The organism is Salinibacterium sp. G-O1 (assembly GCF_030063305.1).
Lineage (GTDB): Bacteria > Actinomycetota > Actinomycetes > Actinomycetales > Microbacteriaceae > Rhodoglobus.
The window spans coordinates 484,658-499,178 of record NZ_JASISV010000001.1; the positions used below are offsets into that span (position 1 = coordinate 484,658).

Annotated in this window: 15 protein-coding genes; 10 read left to right on the forward strand and 5 right to left on the reverse strand. The window is 64.2% G+C overall.

The window, feature by feature from the left end; all coding sequences use genetic code 11:
- Positions 1 to 14: 14 nt before the first annotated feature.
- Both QMG83_RS02375 and QMG83_RS02380 read right to left on the reverse strand, forming a co-directional pair.
- The gene (locus QMG83_RS02375) at positions 15 to 1,400 is read right to left on the reverse strand and encodes a sulfatase-like hydrolase/transferase (RefSeq protein ID WP_283503765.1); all 1,386 of its coding nucleotides are present in this window, start codon (positions 1,398 to 1,400) and stop codon (positions 15 to 17) included.
- 99 nt (positions 1,401 to 1,499) lie between these two features.
- The gene (locus tag QMG83_RS02380) at positions 1,500 to 2,111 is read right to left on the reverse strand and encodes a hypothetical protein (RefSeq protein WP_283503766.1); all 612 of its coding nucleotides are present in this window, start codon (positions 2,109 to 2,111) and stop codon (positions 1,500 to 1,502) included.
- Between the two features lie 228 nt (positions 2,112 to 2,339).
- On the opposite strand from QMG83_RS02380, the gene QMG83_RS02385 reads away from it, so the two are divergent.
- The 4 genes from QMG83_RS02385 to QMG83_RS02400 all read left to right on the forward strand — a co-directional run bounded on the left by QMG83_RS02385 (position 2,340) and on the right by QMG83_RS02400 (position 6,457).
- Positions 2,340 to 3,503, forward strand: coding sequence for an extracellular solute-binding protein (locus QMG83_RS02385; protein WP_283503767.1), 1,164 nt, complete (start codon positions 2,340 to 2,342; stop codon positions 3,501 to 3,503).
- 80 nt (positions 3,504 to 3,583) lie between these two features.
- Complete coding sequence (locus QMG83_RS02390) at positions 3,584 to 4,537, forward strand: carbohydrate ABC transporter permease (protein WP_283503768.1); 954 nt, start codon at positions 3,584 to 3,586, stop codon at positions 4,535 to 4,537.
- Positions 4,527 to 5,432 (forward strand): carbohydrate ABC transporter permease, encoded by a 906-nt coding sequence (locus QMG83_RS02395; protein WP_283503769.1) that lies wholly within the window; start codon positions 4,527 to 4,529, stop codon positions 5,430 to 5,432. Before QMG83_RS02390 ends, QMG83_RS02395 begins: the two co-directional genes overlap by 11 nt.
- Positions 5,429 to 6,457, forward strand: coding sequence for a hydroxyacid dehydrogenase (locus QMG83_RS02400; protein WP_283503770.1), 1,029 nt, complete (start codon positions 5,429 to 5,431; stop codon positions 6,455 to 6,457). Before QMG83_RS02395 ends, QMG83_RS02400 begins: the two co-directional genes overlap by 4 nt.
- Positions 6,458 to 6,468: 11 nt before the next feature.
- Here the strand turns inward: QMG83_RS02400 and QMG83_RS02405 are convergent, their stop codons facing one another.
- Positions 6,469 to 7,491, reverse strand: coding sequence for a LacI family DNA-binding transcriptional regulator (locus QMG83_RS02405; RefSeq protein ID WP_283503771.1), 1,023 nt, complete (start codon positions 7,489 to 7,491; stop codon positions 6,469 to 6,471).
- Positions 7,492 to 7,586: 95 nt separating this feature from the next.
- Positions 7,587 to 8,240 carry a ThuA domain-containing protein gene (locus QMG83_RS02410; protein ID WP_283503772.1) on the reverse strand — a complete coding sequence of 218 codons (654 nt, stop codon included), beginning with the start codon at positions 8,238 to 8,240 and terminating at the stop codon, positions 7,587 to 7,589.
- A gap of 272 nt (positions 8,241 to 8,512) precedes the next feature.
- Here QMG83_RS02410 and QMG83_RS02415 point away from each other — a divergent pair, with 272 nt between their 5' ends.
- The 3 genes from QMG83_RS02415 to QMG83_RS02425 are packed head-to-tail and all read left to right on the forward strand — an operon-like array spanning position 8,513 to position 10,871.
- On the forward strand, positions 8,513 to 9,211 hold the full coding sequence (locus tag QMG83_RS02415) for a spermidine synthase (protein ID WP_283503773.1): 699 nt from the start codon (positions 8,513 to 8,515) through the stop codon (positions 9,209 to 9,211).
- A 2-nt stretch (positions 9,212 to 9,213) separates the two neighbouring features.
- On the forward strand, positions 9,214 to 9,879 hold the full coding sequence (locus QMG83_RS02420) for a haloacid dehalogenase type II (protein WP_283503774.1): 666 nt from the start codon (positions 9,214 to 9,216) through the stop codon (positions 9,877 to 9,879).
- Complete coding sequence (locus QMG83_RS02425; RefSeq protein ID WP_283503775.1) at positions 9,876 to 10,871, forward strand: ornithine cyclodeaminase family protein; 996 nt, start codon at positions 9,876 to 9,878, stop codon at positions 10,869 to 10,871. The genes QMG83_RS02420 and QMG83_RS02425 overlap by 4 nt, the downstream gene beginning before the upstream one ends.
- A gap of 12 nt (positions 10,872 to 10,883) precedes the next feature.
- Here the strand turns inward: QMG83_RS02425 and QMG83_RS02430 are convergent, their stop codons facing one another.
- Entirely contained in the window at positions 10,884 to 11,711 is an 828-nt protein-coding gene (locus tag QMG83_RS02430; RefSeq protein ID WP_283503776.1) for an SDR family NAD(P)-dependent oxidoreductase, read from the reverse strand.
- Between the two features lie 142 nt (positions 11,712 to 11,853).
- Here QMG83_RS02430 and QMG83_RS02435 point away from each other — a divergent pair, with 142 nt between their 5' ends.
- Genes QMG83_RS02435 through QMG83_RS02445 form a run of 3 tightly spaced genes read left to right on the forward strand, consistent with a single transcriptional unit; the run spans position 11,854 to position 14,492 of the window.
- Positions 11,854 to 13,923, forward strand: coding sequence for a heavy metal translocating P-type ATPase (locus QMG83_RS02435; protein ID WP_502949002.1), 2,070 nt, complete (start codon positions 11,854 to 11,856; stop codon positions 13,921 to 13,923).
- Between the two features lie 39 nt (positions 13,924 to 13,962).
- A complete protein-coding gene (locus tag QMG83_RS02440; protein WP_283503777.1) occupies positions 13,963 to 14,244 on the forward strand; it encodes a metal-sensitive transcriptional regulator in 282 nt (93 codons plus the stop codon).
- 17 nt (positions 14,245 to 14,261) lie between these two features.
- Positions 14,262 to 14,492, forward strand: a complete 231-nt coding sequence (locus tag QMG83_RS02445) for a heavy-metal-associated domain-containing protein (RefSeq protein ID WP_283503778.1) — start codon at positions 14,262 to 14,264, stop codon at positions 14,490 to 14,492.
- Positions 14,493 to 14,521 lie beyond the last annotated feature (29 nt).

The window sequence follows — 14,521 nt, forward strand, 5'->3', positions numbered from 1 at the left end:
GACGGCCGATGCCGTCAGGGCGCTGAGGACGCTTGCAAACGATCGAGCCGGGTACCTTCCACATCGTTGAACCAGGCATGTAGCGCGTTCGACATCGACCGCACACGGCCGGGCTGAGCGTCCGCGAGATCGATTGTCTCGTGCGGATCAGAGCGCAGGTTGAAGAGCAACGGTGTGGATGTCGCCGGCGCACTGAAGAGGGGGATCGGGCCGACGTCGATGTCCTGCGGTTCAGTCACTTTGATCTCGGCGTCGCGATCAAGATCGCTCTGCAGCGCGTCCAGTGTTCGCTCCCAGGCAGGCCAGACGAGCTTCCAATCGCCGTCACGCATCGCGGAGTTGGATTCGGCGAGCGGGGTGTAGCGCGTCCACTGCCAGAAGCGTGTCGAAGGCTCGTCTCGTTCGCCCCGGAGCGCGGCGAGCCGGCTCGCGCCATCGAGCCTGGGGATCGTGCGGCGTCCACCGGCCGCATCGATCAGCGTCGGCATCCAATCGACGAAGTGCACAAGACCGTCGTGGGTGGAGCGGCCAGGTAGACCGTCGGGCCAGCGCACCATCATCGGTACCTTGATTCCACCCTCGAAGACGACAGTCTTGGAGCCGCGTAGCCCACTGTTGAAACGGTGCGTGGACTCTTCGCCCTCACCGTGGAAGTCAGGACCGTTGTCGCTGGTGAACATCACAATCGTGTTGTCGGCGATGCCCAAGTCGTCCAGCAGCTGGAGCAGGGCGCCAACGCCGTCGTCGACCATCGCGAGCATCGCGTAGATCGTTGCTACCGCTCGCGACACGACCTCGTTTCGGTGGAACCTCTCCACGAGTTCCGCCGGTGCCTGCAGTGGGAAGTGGGGTGCGTTGTACGCAAGGTGCAAATAGAACGGCTCGCCAGCGTTTCGTCTGACAAAATCCAGCGCCTCCGCGGTGAAAACGTCTGTCAGATGTCGGCCGTCACCGCTCATGCGCGCTCCGCCCTTCTCGATGCGCCAATCCCAGTAGTCCTGCCATCCGCCCTGAAATCCGACAAACTCGGTGAATCCGCGGTGCGTCGGGTGGAAGGCAGGATCGAAGGCGCCGTTGTGCCATTTCCCCACGAGACCTGTCGCGTATCCGAGCTCGGACAACTCGTCTGCTTGCGTCCGTTCACCGACCGCGAGTCGATCAAGCCCGCGTGCCTCCATCGTGTCGATAACACCGGTGCGGTGGGGGTACCGCCCCGTCAGCAGCGCGGCTCGGGCCGGCGCGCACACCGGGGATCCCGAGTAGTGCTGCGAGAGCGACACCCCGTCCGCCGCGAGCTGGTCAAGCACGGGCGTCGACGACAGGCCGCCGTTGACGCTCGACAGGTCGCCGGAACCCATATCGTCGACGACGATCTGGATGATGTTGGGGCGGGTGGCCACGTTGCTCCTTTCCCGGGACGGCGCCGGCACAGGGCGCTCTTAATCATCGGGATGCTCCCAGAATGCCATGTTCTGGCAAATAGAGAAAGCGTTTGCCGTTCAATCCCGCACCCTCGCGGTGGCACCCCACGCCCGCCAGGTGGTCTCGACAAGCAGTGCACCGATCGCGACGATCCCGATGGTGGGAATGTAGGTGGCGACAAGCACCCCCGCACCGATGGTGGCGAGGGCCAGAACGCTGAAGAAGGGGCGCGCTGCGACGAGTCGAGCCGCCCTGATCACCGTTGCGCGCAAGGTTTGCCCGGGCGATGCCGCACTCGGGATTGCCAGAATAACAAGCGTCAACACGGCTGTGACACAGAGCACCACTGCCAGCATCGCGACCCCGGCTGGCGGGGGAACACTGAGCCAAAATGCCGTGCCAATCCACGCAAATAGGCCGATCAGGAGTGCAATCGGACCGATCGACCACAACGTTGAGAAGTGCTTCGCGGTACCGCTCAGCAGCGTGCGAATCGGGCGGGACGGGCCCTCAAGGCCAATGGCGGCGCGTGCATCAATCGCGGCGGCGGAAGCTGGGCCGGCGGTGACCAGCCCGAGGGTCAGTACGAGCCATCCCAGGGAAAGGATGATCACGTCACCTGACACCGTGAGAGCGCCCAGCAAGGTGAGCCTGGGGCCGGAACCCCGAGGGGCGGATTGTTGGGGCATGGGACAAGTCTTACATCCCGAAATGGCAACGAGGGTTGACTCTTGGTATGCGCTTTCCGTATGGTGTGGAGATTGCATTCCCCACGAAGTTACAAGGAGGTTCTCGTGAAGAGGCGCTCAAGGTCCATTTCCGCAATCGCGGCCATCGGTGCGATAGCACTGGCCATCACAGGATGTTCAGGAAGCGACGGAGGCGGTGCAGCCGCACCCTCCGAAGATCCTGCAGACATGACAGGAACGCTGCGGGTTCTCATCCCCAGCTTCCCCGCAAGCAATGAAGGCACCGCCGCGTGGGATGCAGTAGTCGCCACGTTCAACGAGGAGTACCCCGGGGTGACGGTCGAGCCAGACTTCGCCACCTTCGGCAACCTGAACGAGAAGATTTCGACCTCGCTCGCCGGCGGCAAGCCCTACGACATCCTGGTGACCGGCGTTGGCTGGGTTCCGCCATTCGCGTCTCAGGGCGCATACCTTGACCTCGAGCAGTTCGGCGTCACCGACAAGTCGCTGAGCGAAGACGCCGTCCCCGCGATTGTTCCCGCCGTGACGTACGAGGGAGCTGTTTACGCATACCCGCTGATCATGGGAGCGAAGCCCATGGCATACAGCCGCGCAGCGTTCGAGGCTGCCGGACTTGACCCTGATTCACCGCCGTCGACCCTCGCGGAGCTCACCGCCGCGGCGGAAAAGCTGACCGTGCAAGACGACAGCGGCAAGATCACCCGCGCTGGCTTCGACTTCTGGGCAGCGGCAAGCAACTACCGCCAGGCCTATGTCTCGGTGCTCGGTGCGCTCGGACGCGACCTGTACGAGGATGGCGAGCCCGGATTCGACGGAGCCGAAGGTGCTGAGGCGCTTGACTGGATGTCGGACATGATCAACGTGTCGAAGGTGGAGGAGTTCGGCCAGAAGTCTGCGTCGGGCGCACCTCTGCTGCTCACCGGCGAGGCCGCCATCGGTTTCACCGGCGGCTACATCGACTGCGCGGCAGTGACACAGGAGCTTTGCGACGATCTGGAGTTCTTCAACCTGGAGGACTCAGACCAGGCAATGTTCTCCGGCGGACAGGTGGCATCGATCGGAGCCGGCAGCAAGCTGGCCGACGCGGCATGGGGCTTCATTCAGGCCCTCGCAACTCCTGAGGCCGTGGCCAGCATGTCCGAGCTGAACTTCGCCGTTCCCGCTGCATCGGGTGCCGGGGATTCAGAAATCGTTCAGTCCAACCCCGCGAGTGCCTTCGTCTACGACAACCTGCAGTTCGTCGTCTTCGAGGGTGGGGCGGCCAACTGGCTCGACCTGCGAGACTCCTTCAACACGGAGCTCGACAAGGCATTGCTCGGTCAGGGGTCCTCCGCGGACATCCTGAAGGGCCTTGCCGAAAAATCCAAGTAGTCCTTGACCGCAGTGTGGCGGGGTCGGCAAGCCCGACCCCGCTCCACTGAATCGGATGACATGACAGAGAGGCTCCGACGATGACGTTGAGCACCGAGGTGCAGTCGCCGGCACCCAAGGCCGACAAGCCGCCACTGAGCACGAAAAAACGGCCCGCAAACGGGATGATCCGGGCGCAGCGGCGAGCTGCCTGGATTCTGATGGGGCCAGCGCTGCTGAACATCTCACTGTTCCTCGGGCTCCCGCTCATTCTTGCCTTCGCCCTCAGCTTCACCGACTACGGCTTCTTCGCAGCGCCGAAGTTCATCGGTATCGACAACTACCTCGAACTGTTCGCTGACTCGGACTTCCATGTTTCCGTCGTCAACACGATCGTGTACACACTCATGGTCGTGCCGCTCGCCATGGCGCTGGCGTTGATTGTCGCGCTGGCGCTCAACATGCCGATCAGGGCCAGAAGCACGTTTCGGGTCATGTTCTACATCCCCGTTGTCACGGCAACGGTCTCGGTCGCCACGGTCTGGCTCTGGATCCTCAACCCGAACGTTGGTCTCGCGAACGAGATCCTTGGCCTCTTCGGGATGCCCCCCTCACGATGGCTGGACTCCCCAGACACCTCGCTGCCGAGCCTGGCCATGATCGGTATCTGGCAGGGACTCGGCGCGAAGATGGTGATCTATCTCGCGGCTCTGCAGGGAGTGAATCCCGTGCTCGTCGAGGCGGCACGCCTGGACGGCGCAAACAAGTGGCAGATCTTCTGGAACGTGACGTGGCCGTCGCTCGGACCGGCACACTTCTTCGTGTTCGTCACGTCGATCATCGGTTCGTTCCAGGTTTTCGACCTCGTCTATGTCACGACACAGGGCGGGCCCGCGAACTCCACCCGCGTGCTTGTCTACGACGTCTATCAGAACGCCTTCTCCGGGCTCCACCTGGGCTATGCGTCCGCGGAATCCGTCTTCATGTTTATCCTCATCGCGGTGTTCATCGCCGCGGGCCTCCGGCTGCAAAGGAGCAAGTCCGATGACAACTGAGGTCATTCGCAATACCTCTACCGACGGCCGGTCGGCCGGCCGGATCACTCGCAGGGTGCTGTTCTATCTTGTGCTCTCGATCGCGGCGTTCGCGATGGTCGTGCCGTTCCTTTGGATGGTGCTGACATCGCTTAAGTCACCGGCGGAAGTGAACAGCTTCTCCTGGTTGCCCACGGAGCTGCACTGGGAGAACTACGGCGACGCGATGTCTGCTGCGCCGTTTCTCGACTACTTCCGAAACAGTTTCATTTTGGCGGTCGGACAGACAGCCCTGACGTTGACCTTCGCCACCGCTGCTGGGTATGCCCTCGCCAAACTTCCCATCCGGGGCAAGAAGTACGTCATGTGGTACGTCATCGCCCTTCTGATGGTGCCGTTTCAGGTGGTCATTGTTCCGCTGTTTCTGGTGGTCAAGCAGATCCCGTTGTTCGGCGGCAACGACATCTTCGGCCAGGGCGGAAGCGGTTGGCTCGACTCCTGGTGGGGGCTCATCATCCCGCTGTCGATGGGTCCGCTGTTCATCTTCCTGTCGCGCCAGTTCTTCACAACGCTCCCGGATGAGCTCGCGGAAGCGGCGCGAATCGACGGCGTCAGCGAATACGGGATCTTCGTGCGCATCATGCTCCCGCTCGTCAAGCCTGCGCTCGTGACCATCGGGGTATTCCAGATCGAAGCGTCGTGGAACTCGTTCATCTGGCCGCTCATCGCGACGCGATCGCCCGATCTGCGTCCGCTGCAGCTCGGACTGGCGATCTTCTCGCAAGACGAACTTAACGTGCAGTGGAACTACCTGATGGCAGGTGCCACGCTCGCGACCGTGCCCATGATCGTGCTCTTCATCCTCGCCCAGCGGTACTTCGTTGAGGGCCTCGCCAGCTCGGGGTTGAAAGGATGACCACCACGCGCGGCGCCGCATTCCAGCAGCATGGACCACAAGAACACGAGTCGCCGGCGGCCGGGGCGTCATATGGGATCCTCATCGGCTCCCAGCACCTGGCCGAAATGCTCTTCGGAGAAGGTCTCGAGATGCTCGCCGGTGTGCCGGGCCGGGCCGTGTCGCCCATCGTTACCCAATGGGATGACCGAGCGCTCGCTCAGCTTGAGAATGTGGATGTGCTTGTCACGGGCTGGGGAGCCCCAAAGCTCACCGACGAGATAGTTGCGTCGCTTCCCCGTCTGCGAGCGATCATCCACGCCGGGGGTGCAACCGAGTACTTCATCACCGCCGCGGCGCGGAGCACGATCAGTGTCGTCAGCGCTGGAGCCCTGAACGCAATTCCGGTCGCCGAATATTCGCTCGCCATGATCCTGCTGGCCTGCAAGCAGGTGTTCCGGGCTGAACGGCACTACCGCGAGCACCGGACTCACATAGACAGGGAACTCGTCTTTCCGAACGCGGGAAACTACGGGCAGACTGTCGGACTTGTGGGTGCGTCGCAGATAGGCCGGAATCTGGTTGGCCTCCTCAAGCCCTTTTCCCTCCGCGTCGTCGTTTTCGACCCATATTTGACTGCGGATGACGCGGCAGCGCTCGGGGTGGAGCAGGTCTCGCTTGACGAACTTCTCGCCACGAGTGATGTGGTCTCGCTCCACGCTCCCCTCAACGCCGAGACGACCGGAATGATCGGCGCTCGCGAGCTGGCGCTGATGGCGCCCGGTTCAACTCTTCTCAACACCGCTCGGGGAGGCGTTGTCGACCATCCCGCTCTCGAGCGCGAGCTCGTTTCCGGCCGTATCGACGCGATCCTTGACGTAACCGATCCGTTCGAGCCGTTGCCCAGGGATTCGCCGTTGTGGGACTGCCCCAACGTCATCATCACCCCGCACGTTGCCGGCTCGATGGGAACCGAGCTGCGGCGGATGGGTGAATTCGTGGCGTCCGAGTTGTCGAGCGCCCTCCTCCGCGTGGATGCCCGCTGACGGGTCGATCGTCAGCGTCGCGGGGGAGTGCTTTCGCGAATGACCACGTGAGCGCCGATGATGCTGTGACGTGGCGTGGCGGCTCGGTCTGACTGAGCGAGCCGCAACGCTTCCGTCGCAACCGCGTCCCACGGGAGATGAACGGTCGTCAATCCCGGGGTGATATCGCGCAGAGACGCGATGTCGTCGAACCCTGCGACGGCAATGCCCTTTCCCCGCTCGCCCGAATCACGCAAAAAGGTGAGCACTCCGAGCGCCATCGCATCGTTGACGGCGAAGATCGCGTCGAGCTTGATGCCTCGGCGCAGCAGATCGCCGGTGGCTGCGTACGCGCCATCCCGGGTGAATTCGCCGGTGATGATGCGATCCACTCCCAGCGTGACTCCCCCCTCGGCAAGACCCTCGACGAATCCCCGGGTCCGGTCCAGCTGCGTCATCCCGTCGGCGTATCCGGCGAGAATCGCAAAGTGCTCGTAGCCGAGTGCCAGCAGCTCAACCGCCAGATCGTGGGCGCCCGCTTGATTGTCGTATGACACGGTGTCGAAGGGGAGGCCAGCCTGCGTGATCATGACTACCCGGCCGCCCTCTGCCTCGTATTGCTGGAGCGCAGCGACAAGATCCGGAATTCCGCGGTCGTCGATAGTGCGCCCACCGATAGTCATGAGGATTTCGGCGCGTTGCGCGCGTGCGGCATGCACTTCGCGCACGAGGTCTGCAGATTTTTCGCCGACGACGACGAGGGTGATTCGGATTCCCGCGCGACGTGCGGCCTCGACAACTCCGACGACCATCGGGTTCGCGTAATCGTTCGGCATCGACTTGACCAGAAGGGTTACGCCGCGATGGCGACCCCGAGCAACCGCCTGGGCCGCAACATTCGCCGTGTATCCGAGTTCGTCGGCGGCAGCGAGCACTACGGCGCGGTTGCTTTCTTTGACAGACCGGGCGCTTCCATTCAGCGCGCGCGATGCCGTCGCGACAGAGACACCGGCCCGATGCGCAACGTCACTCAGACGCGCTGGTCGACGCTCCATGTCGATGCGCTCCTTCCGATAGGTGGTCGAGCTAATCCAGCGTATCGCCTATGGAAATCGCTTGCCGCTGGGCACGCTTGTTTTCCGCAATTCGGTCATCGGGGCTGCGCCGCCCAGCTCGCAAGCTGCCCGATCAGCGCGAGATGACCGGGGGAGGCATAAGCCCGCTCGTCATGCCCCAGCACGTCTACGGCGACTCGGGACGCGTCAAAATGGCGCACCCAGGCAGTTGGTTCCGTTGCGACGAGCCCTTCGTGTTCGGCAACGACGACGCTCCGCCCGAGAAACTGCAATCCGCAATAGCGTTCGTCGAAGAGCTCGAATCCGGCCACGGGAGTGCCGTCTGGCATCGTCAGCCCCTGAACGTGCGCGTCATCGGCAGGCGGATGCGACGAGAGAGTCGGCACCCACATCGCACCGATCGCCGGCGCCCACTCTGGATAGTCGCGAAGGGATGCCACGGCGCAGTGCATGGCGAGCACGCCGATTCCGCGCTCGAGCGCTGCCCGGAGACCCTCAATGGACGTCGCCGGTGGCTGGCTGCCCGGGTCGTTACGCCAGGGATCGCCTGCGTTGACGACCAGGAGATCGACGTCATCGAGCGACCGCATCGCGTGGTCGACATCGTCGTCGATCTGAACGATGAAACCCCGGTCTTCGAGTGCTGCCGCGAGGATCGGACTGGTGCGAGGAAACGGATGCCAGGGGTCGGCGTATCGACCCGTGCCGCTCGCGATCAAAGCTCTCATGCTGGTACCTCCTGAGGTAGCGAGGCGAGGTCGTTGCCTAACCCCCGTGGTCGCGCGACAGAGTCGCGGATGACGACATGCGTGACGAGCAAAACGTGCGCCGTGGTCAGTTGCAGGAAACCCCTGCGCTTCCCGCAAAATCCCTGATCGTGCTGCTGTGCCCCTGCATCTGCTCACTGTAACCGATGGTCTTCACGCAACCCGGATAGGCGGACAATGGGCGACATGCCCATTCATTCTTCACGCACGCCCACGACCAATAAGGGTCACCGGTGATCCGCCGCTTCGAGGAGCTCGACTGGCAGAGCACGCCGATGGGCGACCTCACTCTTCGCCGCCGCACTGACGCGGAGTTGCGGGTGGAAATCTTCGAGGTGAAACTCGGGGAAGAGTTTTTGATGTCGAGCCTGTTCACGGTCGCGGAGGAAGAACTCGCCTCGCTCGGGCTCGCCGTCGCGGTCGGCGATGAACTCCAGGTGCTCGTCGGGGGATTGGGCCTCGGCTACACCGCCATCGCGGCGCTGCGCGATCCCAGGGTGAGCGCCATGACCGTCATCGACACGATGCCCGCCGTCATCGACTGGCACGAGCGCGGGCTCCTCCCGGTGTCTGAGGCGCTAACGAGCGATCCACGAACGAGGCTCGTACTCGACGACTTCTTCGAGGTCATGCGCGGCGAACCCGAATCGCCCGAAGCGCGCTACGACGCCATCCTGCTGGATGTGGATCACTCGCCCCGGCACCAGCTGGACCCCAGCCACGCGGATCTGTACACCGAGGGCGGACTGTGGGCGCTCGCCCGCCACCTCAAGGATTCGGGGGTGTTCGCGCTGTGGTCGGATGACCCGCCCGACGAAGACTTCATGGCCACGATGCGTCTCGTGTTTGCCGAGTCACAGGCGCACGTGGTCGACTTCGACAACCCGGTCACCGGCGGCGTCTCATCGAACACTGTCTACGTGGCACGGTGATCATGCCCGCAGTGATCGTGTTCGATGTCAACGAAACCCTCTCAGACATGTCGCCCATGGCGTCGAGGTTCGTCGAAGTTGGAGCTCCCGAGCATCTGGCTCGAGTCTGGTTTGCGGCGCTCCTTCGGGACGGTTTCGCGCTTGCCGCTGCGGGCGGCGACGCACAATTCGGGGTCGTCGGCTCCGAGGTTCTGCGGGACGTGCTTCGCGGGGTGGCGCTGAATCGCGACGTTGACGCTGCGGTGGCCCACGTTATGGACGGGATGGGTCAGCTGGCACTGCATCCGGACGTCGCCGACGGAGTTCGATCCTTGAAGGATGCTGGCCTCCGCCTCGTGACCCTGACGAACGGCTCTGCGCAACTGGCCCAGGCGATGTTCAGCGCCGCAGGGATCCGCGAGCACTTCGAGGCTCTTCTGACGGTCGAGGATGCCCCGGCGTGGAAGCCGGTTCGCTCGGCATATCAGTACGCGGCAGACACTTGCGGAACGCGGCCAGGCGACATGCTGCTGGTTGCAGTGCACCCATGGGACATTCACGGAGCCTCCGAAGCAGGGCTGCGAACCGCATGGCTGAACCGAACCGGAGCGGTGTACCCCAGCTACTTTGCGGCGCCGGACTTCACAATAGAGACCGTGGGCGACTTGGTAGCGGAGCTCACAGCATGAGAATTCTCACGGCAACCGAAGTTGGCGGCATCCTCTCCATGGAAGATGTTTTTGCCGCGACGAAATCGGCGGCAATAGCTCACGTCGAAAACCGGACGCAGCGACCGGCGCGCAGCGTGCTGACACTCGATCAGGGACACGGTGAGTTCCTCGTGATGCCCGGTGTGGTCGGCACCTCCCAGTTCGGTGTCAAGACGTGGTTTACGTTCCACGATGCGATGGCCCCCTTGCCGGAGACGGCCGCCGTGATCCACGTCGTGGACTCGGCGACGAGGGAGGAGGTCATCATGGACGGGTCCCTCATCACAGAGCTCCGCACCGGCGCGATCACCGGGCTGGCCGCGGCAAGGCTGGCTCCGGCGTCCAGCAGCACCCTCGCCGTGATCGGGACGGGCCGCCACGCGCGCAGCCAGGCTCTCGCCCTGGTTTTCGCGCTTCCCGGGATCACCAGGATCAGCTTCTACTCGCGCAACGAAACGGCTCGCACGACCTTGGCGAGGGACGTCGGTCTCGAACTCGCCGAAACCTACCCGGACCGGCGTATCGAGGTACGTGCTGCCTCGACCGCCGCCGGGGCCTGCGACGGAGCCGAGGTCGTCGTCACGGCGACCAACGCCTCCCAGCCGGTGATTCAGGATGCCTGGGTCACCGACGCCGCACTTGTGTGCGGGATGGGCAGCCACTCCAGGGAGCAGTCTGAGATTGATCCCATCACGGTGGCGCGGGCCGACCGGATCGTCGTCGACACCATCGCGGGTGCCGTCGATACGGCTGGTGACATCGCCAACGCGATCGATTCCTGCGGTGTGGACCGCGGCGATGTCATGGAGTTGGGCACGCTCCTGGGCGACGAAGCGGTGACCGGGAACGACGGCCGGCTCGCGGTGTTCAAGAGCGTCGGCTTCAGCGCGGCAGACGTCGCGGTGGCGAGCTTCGTGGCCGAACGTGCCCTCGCGCTGCAACTCGGCACGATCATCGACATCCACCGCTAGGGCGTCCGAGCCTCAGATGCTGCGGTGGTCTCTCACCGCAAGCTCGAGCGCCTCCAGGTTGGGCGCGAGTGCGTCATCGACGGCCAGCGGGTCGGTGAGGTTGAGCTGCTGCATTGCGCGGCGACTCTCGGGTGCCGTGTTGATCTCGTGTTCGCCAGACTGCAGCGCGGCGATCAGGTCGGTGATGACATCCTCGAGCGACCGACGAGCCCACCCCAGATCAGCGCCGGCATTCTGAGACGACATCATCGCGGTGTCTGTGGCGCCCGGATATACGGTGGCGACGTGAACGCCGGTTCCGATCAGTTCGCGTCGCAGCGCCTCACCGAACTGCGCAAGGCCGCCCTTCGTTGCCGCGTACACCGAGTAGAACGGCATGCCAACCAGTGCGATTCCGCTGGCGATGTTCAGCACGATGCTGCCGCGCTCGGTGCCGCTCTGTCGGAGCGCCGGCAGCAGGGCCTTGGTCAGCAGGATCGGGGCGGTCAGGTTCAAATCGATCATCGAGTGCACATCGGCATCGGTCGTCAGCTCCAGCCGCCCAGCGCGCACGTTGCCGGCGTTGTTGACGAGAAGATCGACGGTGCTCCAGGCGGCGACGGCCTCCGTGACCCGGTCGACGGCTCCGGGCTGGGTCAGGTCTTCGACCAGGATCTCCGTGGTGCCGCCGGCGTTGGCTACGAGGCTGGCCGTCTCGGTGAGGGTGTCGAGTTTGCGACCGACGAGCAGTAGGTGACCTCCCCGGCGCCCGAATTCGAGGGCGAGTGCGCGGCCGATGCCCTGCCCCGCGCCCGTGACGATTCCGCGGCGGTCGGTGAGGTCGAGGTTTTTGAGATCCATGTGCACATTCTTTCCGTTGGTTGCCCATCCGACAACACGCAGCCGGTGAGGAACATTCCGGGGAAATTCTTTCCGCCACTACTTCACATATACCCCTAGGGGGTATACACTCGCTGACATGAGCGAACACAGTCACGACACGATGGCCGCTGATGAGATGGCCGACCACAGCGAAATGGCCAAGGGCGGCATGGATCACTCCGGCCACGGCGGGCACGGTGATCACGTCGCCCAATTCCGACGTCTGTTCTGGATCATGCTGATCATCGGCGTGCCCGTCGTCGTGTTCAACGACATGATGTCGATGATCCTGAACTATCCGCTGCCTGACCTGCCGTTCATCGCCTGGATCTCGCCCGTGCTCGGTACCGTCATGTACGTGTGGGGCGGTCGCCCCTTCCTCACCGGAGCCGTCTCAGAGCTGAAGACCCGCAAGCCGGGCATGATGCTGCTCATTTCGCTGGCCATCACCGTCGCGTTTCTCGCATCCTGGGGTTCCAGCCTCGGCCTGCTCGATCACCAGCTCAACTTCTGGTGGGAGCTCGCGCTGCTCATCGTCATCATGCTGCTCGGGCACTGGATCGAGATGCGGTCGCTTGCGCAGACATCGACGGCTCTCGAGTCACTTGCCGCCCTGCTTCCGGATGAGGCTGAGCGGGTCGACGGCGACACCACCGTCACGGTCGCCCCCGCAGACCTCGTCGTTGGCGACGTGGTCGTGGTGCGTCCCGGCGGCAGGGTGCCGGCCGACGGCGACGTCATTGAGGGAGTCGCCGAGGTCGACGAGTCGATGATCACCGGCGAGTCCAGGGCCGTGAGCCGCGGAGTCGGGGACCATGTCGTAGCCGGAACCGTCGCCACCGACAGCGCACTGCGGGTACGCGTGACGGCCGTCGGCGACGACACGGCGCTTGCTGGCATCCAGCGTCTCGTCAGTGAAGCCCAGGCCTCGACCTCTCGCGCCCAGCGGCTGGCAGATACTGCCGCGGCCTGGCTCTTCTGGTTCGCGCTCGGAGCCGCCGCCATCACCGCCGTGGTGTGGACGATCTTCGGATCCCCGGAAGACGCGATCATCCGCACGATCACAGTGCTCGTCATCGCGTGTCCCCACGCTCTGGGGCTGGCGATTCCGCTGGTCGTGTCCATCGCCACCGAGCGCGCGGCTAAGGCCGGGGTGCTCGTGAAGGATCGGCTCGCGCTCGAGGGCATGCGCACCGTAAGTTCGGTGCTTTTCGACAAGACGGGAACCCTGACCAAGGGGGAGCCGATCGTGTCGAGTATCGCCGTCGCCGAGGGTGTGTCTGAGGAAGACCTGCTGGCCATGGCGGCGTCCGTGGAAAGTGACAGCGAGCATCCCATAGCCAAAGCAATCGTCGCCGCGGCGGAGGCGCGGAGCCTGATCGTTCCCCGCGCATCCGACTTCAGGGCGTCTCCGGCGCTGGGTGTCACGGGCACGGTCGACGGCCACAGTGTCAGCGTCGGCGGGCCCGGAATGTTGAGCTCCCACGACGCCGCACCGCTGGCCGAGAGCTCGGCCTGGGAGCGCGACGGGGCGATCATCCTGCACGTGCTGCGTGACGGCGAGGTGATCGGCGCCTTCGGGCTGGCCGACGAGATCCGTCCGGAGTCGCGACAGGCGATCGACGCACTCCACGAGCTGGGCATCCAGGTGGTCATGATCACCGGAGACGCCGAGGCCGTGGCGCAGTCTGTCGCCGCAGAGCTCGGCATCGACAGGGTCTTTGCCGGGGTGCACCCGGAAGACAAGGCCGCAAAAGTCATCGAACTGCAGTCGGAGGGGCGAAAGGTCGCCATGGTCGGCGACGGCGTCAACGACGCGCCAGCCCTCGCGCAGGCCGATGTCGGCATCGCGATCGGCGCCGGAACCGACGTCGCCATCGCGTCGGCCGGCGTCATCCTGGTCAGCGACGACCCCAGGTCGGTGCTGTCCGTCATCGAGCTGTCACGCAGAAGCTACGGGAAGATGAAGCAAAACCTGTGGTGGGCGGCGGGCTACAACCTGATCTCGGTGCCGCTTGCGGCCGGAGTGCTCGCGCCGATCGGCTTCATCATGCCGATGGCGGTCGGGGCGCTGCTCATGTCGGCATCGACCGTCGTCGTCGCCCTCAATGCGCAACTGCTGCGGCGCCTCGACCTGCGCGCCGAGGTCAGCGCCGAGGCCCTGCTCTCCGAGAAATCCCGCACGTACTAGAATGGATACCCCATAGGGGTATGAGAGAAGGGCTCGACAATGGTCGGATACTCCAGCAATAAAGAGGATCTACTGAAGAGGCTTCGACGCGCCGAAGGACAGGTGCGCGGCATCCATCGCATGGTCGACGAAGACACGTACTGCATCGACGTGCTCACCCAGGTCTCTGCGGCAACCAAGGCGCTGGAGACCGTCGCCCTCGCGCTGCTCGAAGATCACCTGGCCCACTGCGTTGCTGAAGCCGCGCGCGAAGGCGGTGCCGTTGCCGATGAGAAGATCCGTGAAGCATCGGCCGCCATCGGCCGCCTCGTGCGGTCATAAGCCTGAGGAGGCACAGCATGAGTGAAGCAAAAACCAACGAAGATTTCCTGGTCGAAGGGATGACCTGCAGCCACTGCGTGGCGAGCGTCACCGAGGAGGTGTCGGCGATCGAGGGAGTCGAGAGCGTCAGCGTCGACCTGCAGGTCGGCGGGGCATCCCGGGTCTCGGTCGTCAGTGATCGCGCGCTGCCCCCAGAGCAGGTTCGCGACGCCGTCATCGAGGCCGGCTATTCGCTCGTCGCGGAATAGAGGCGAGAGTGACTGACATCGATCTCACG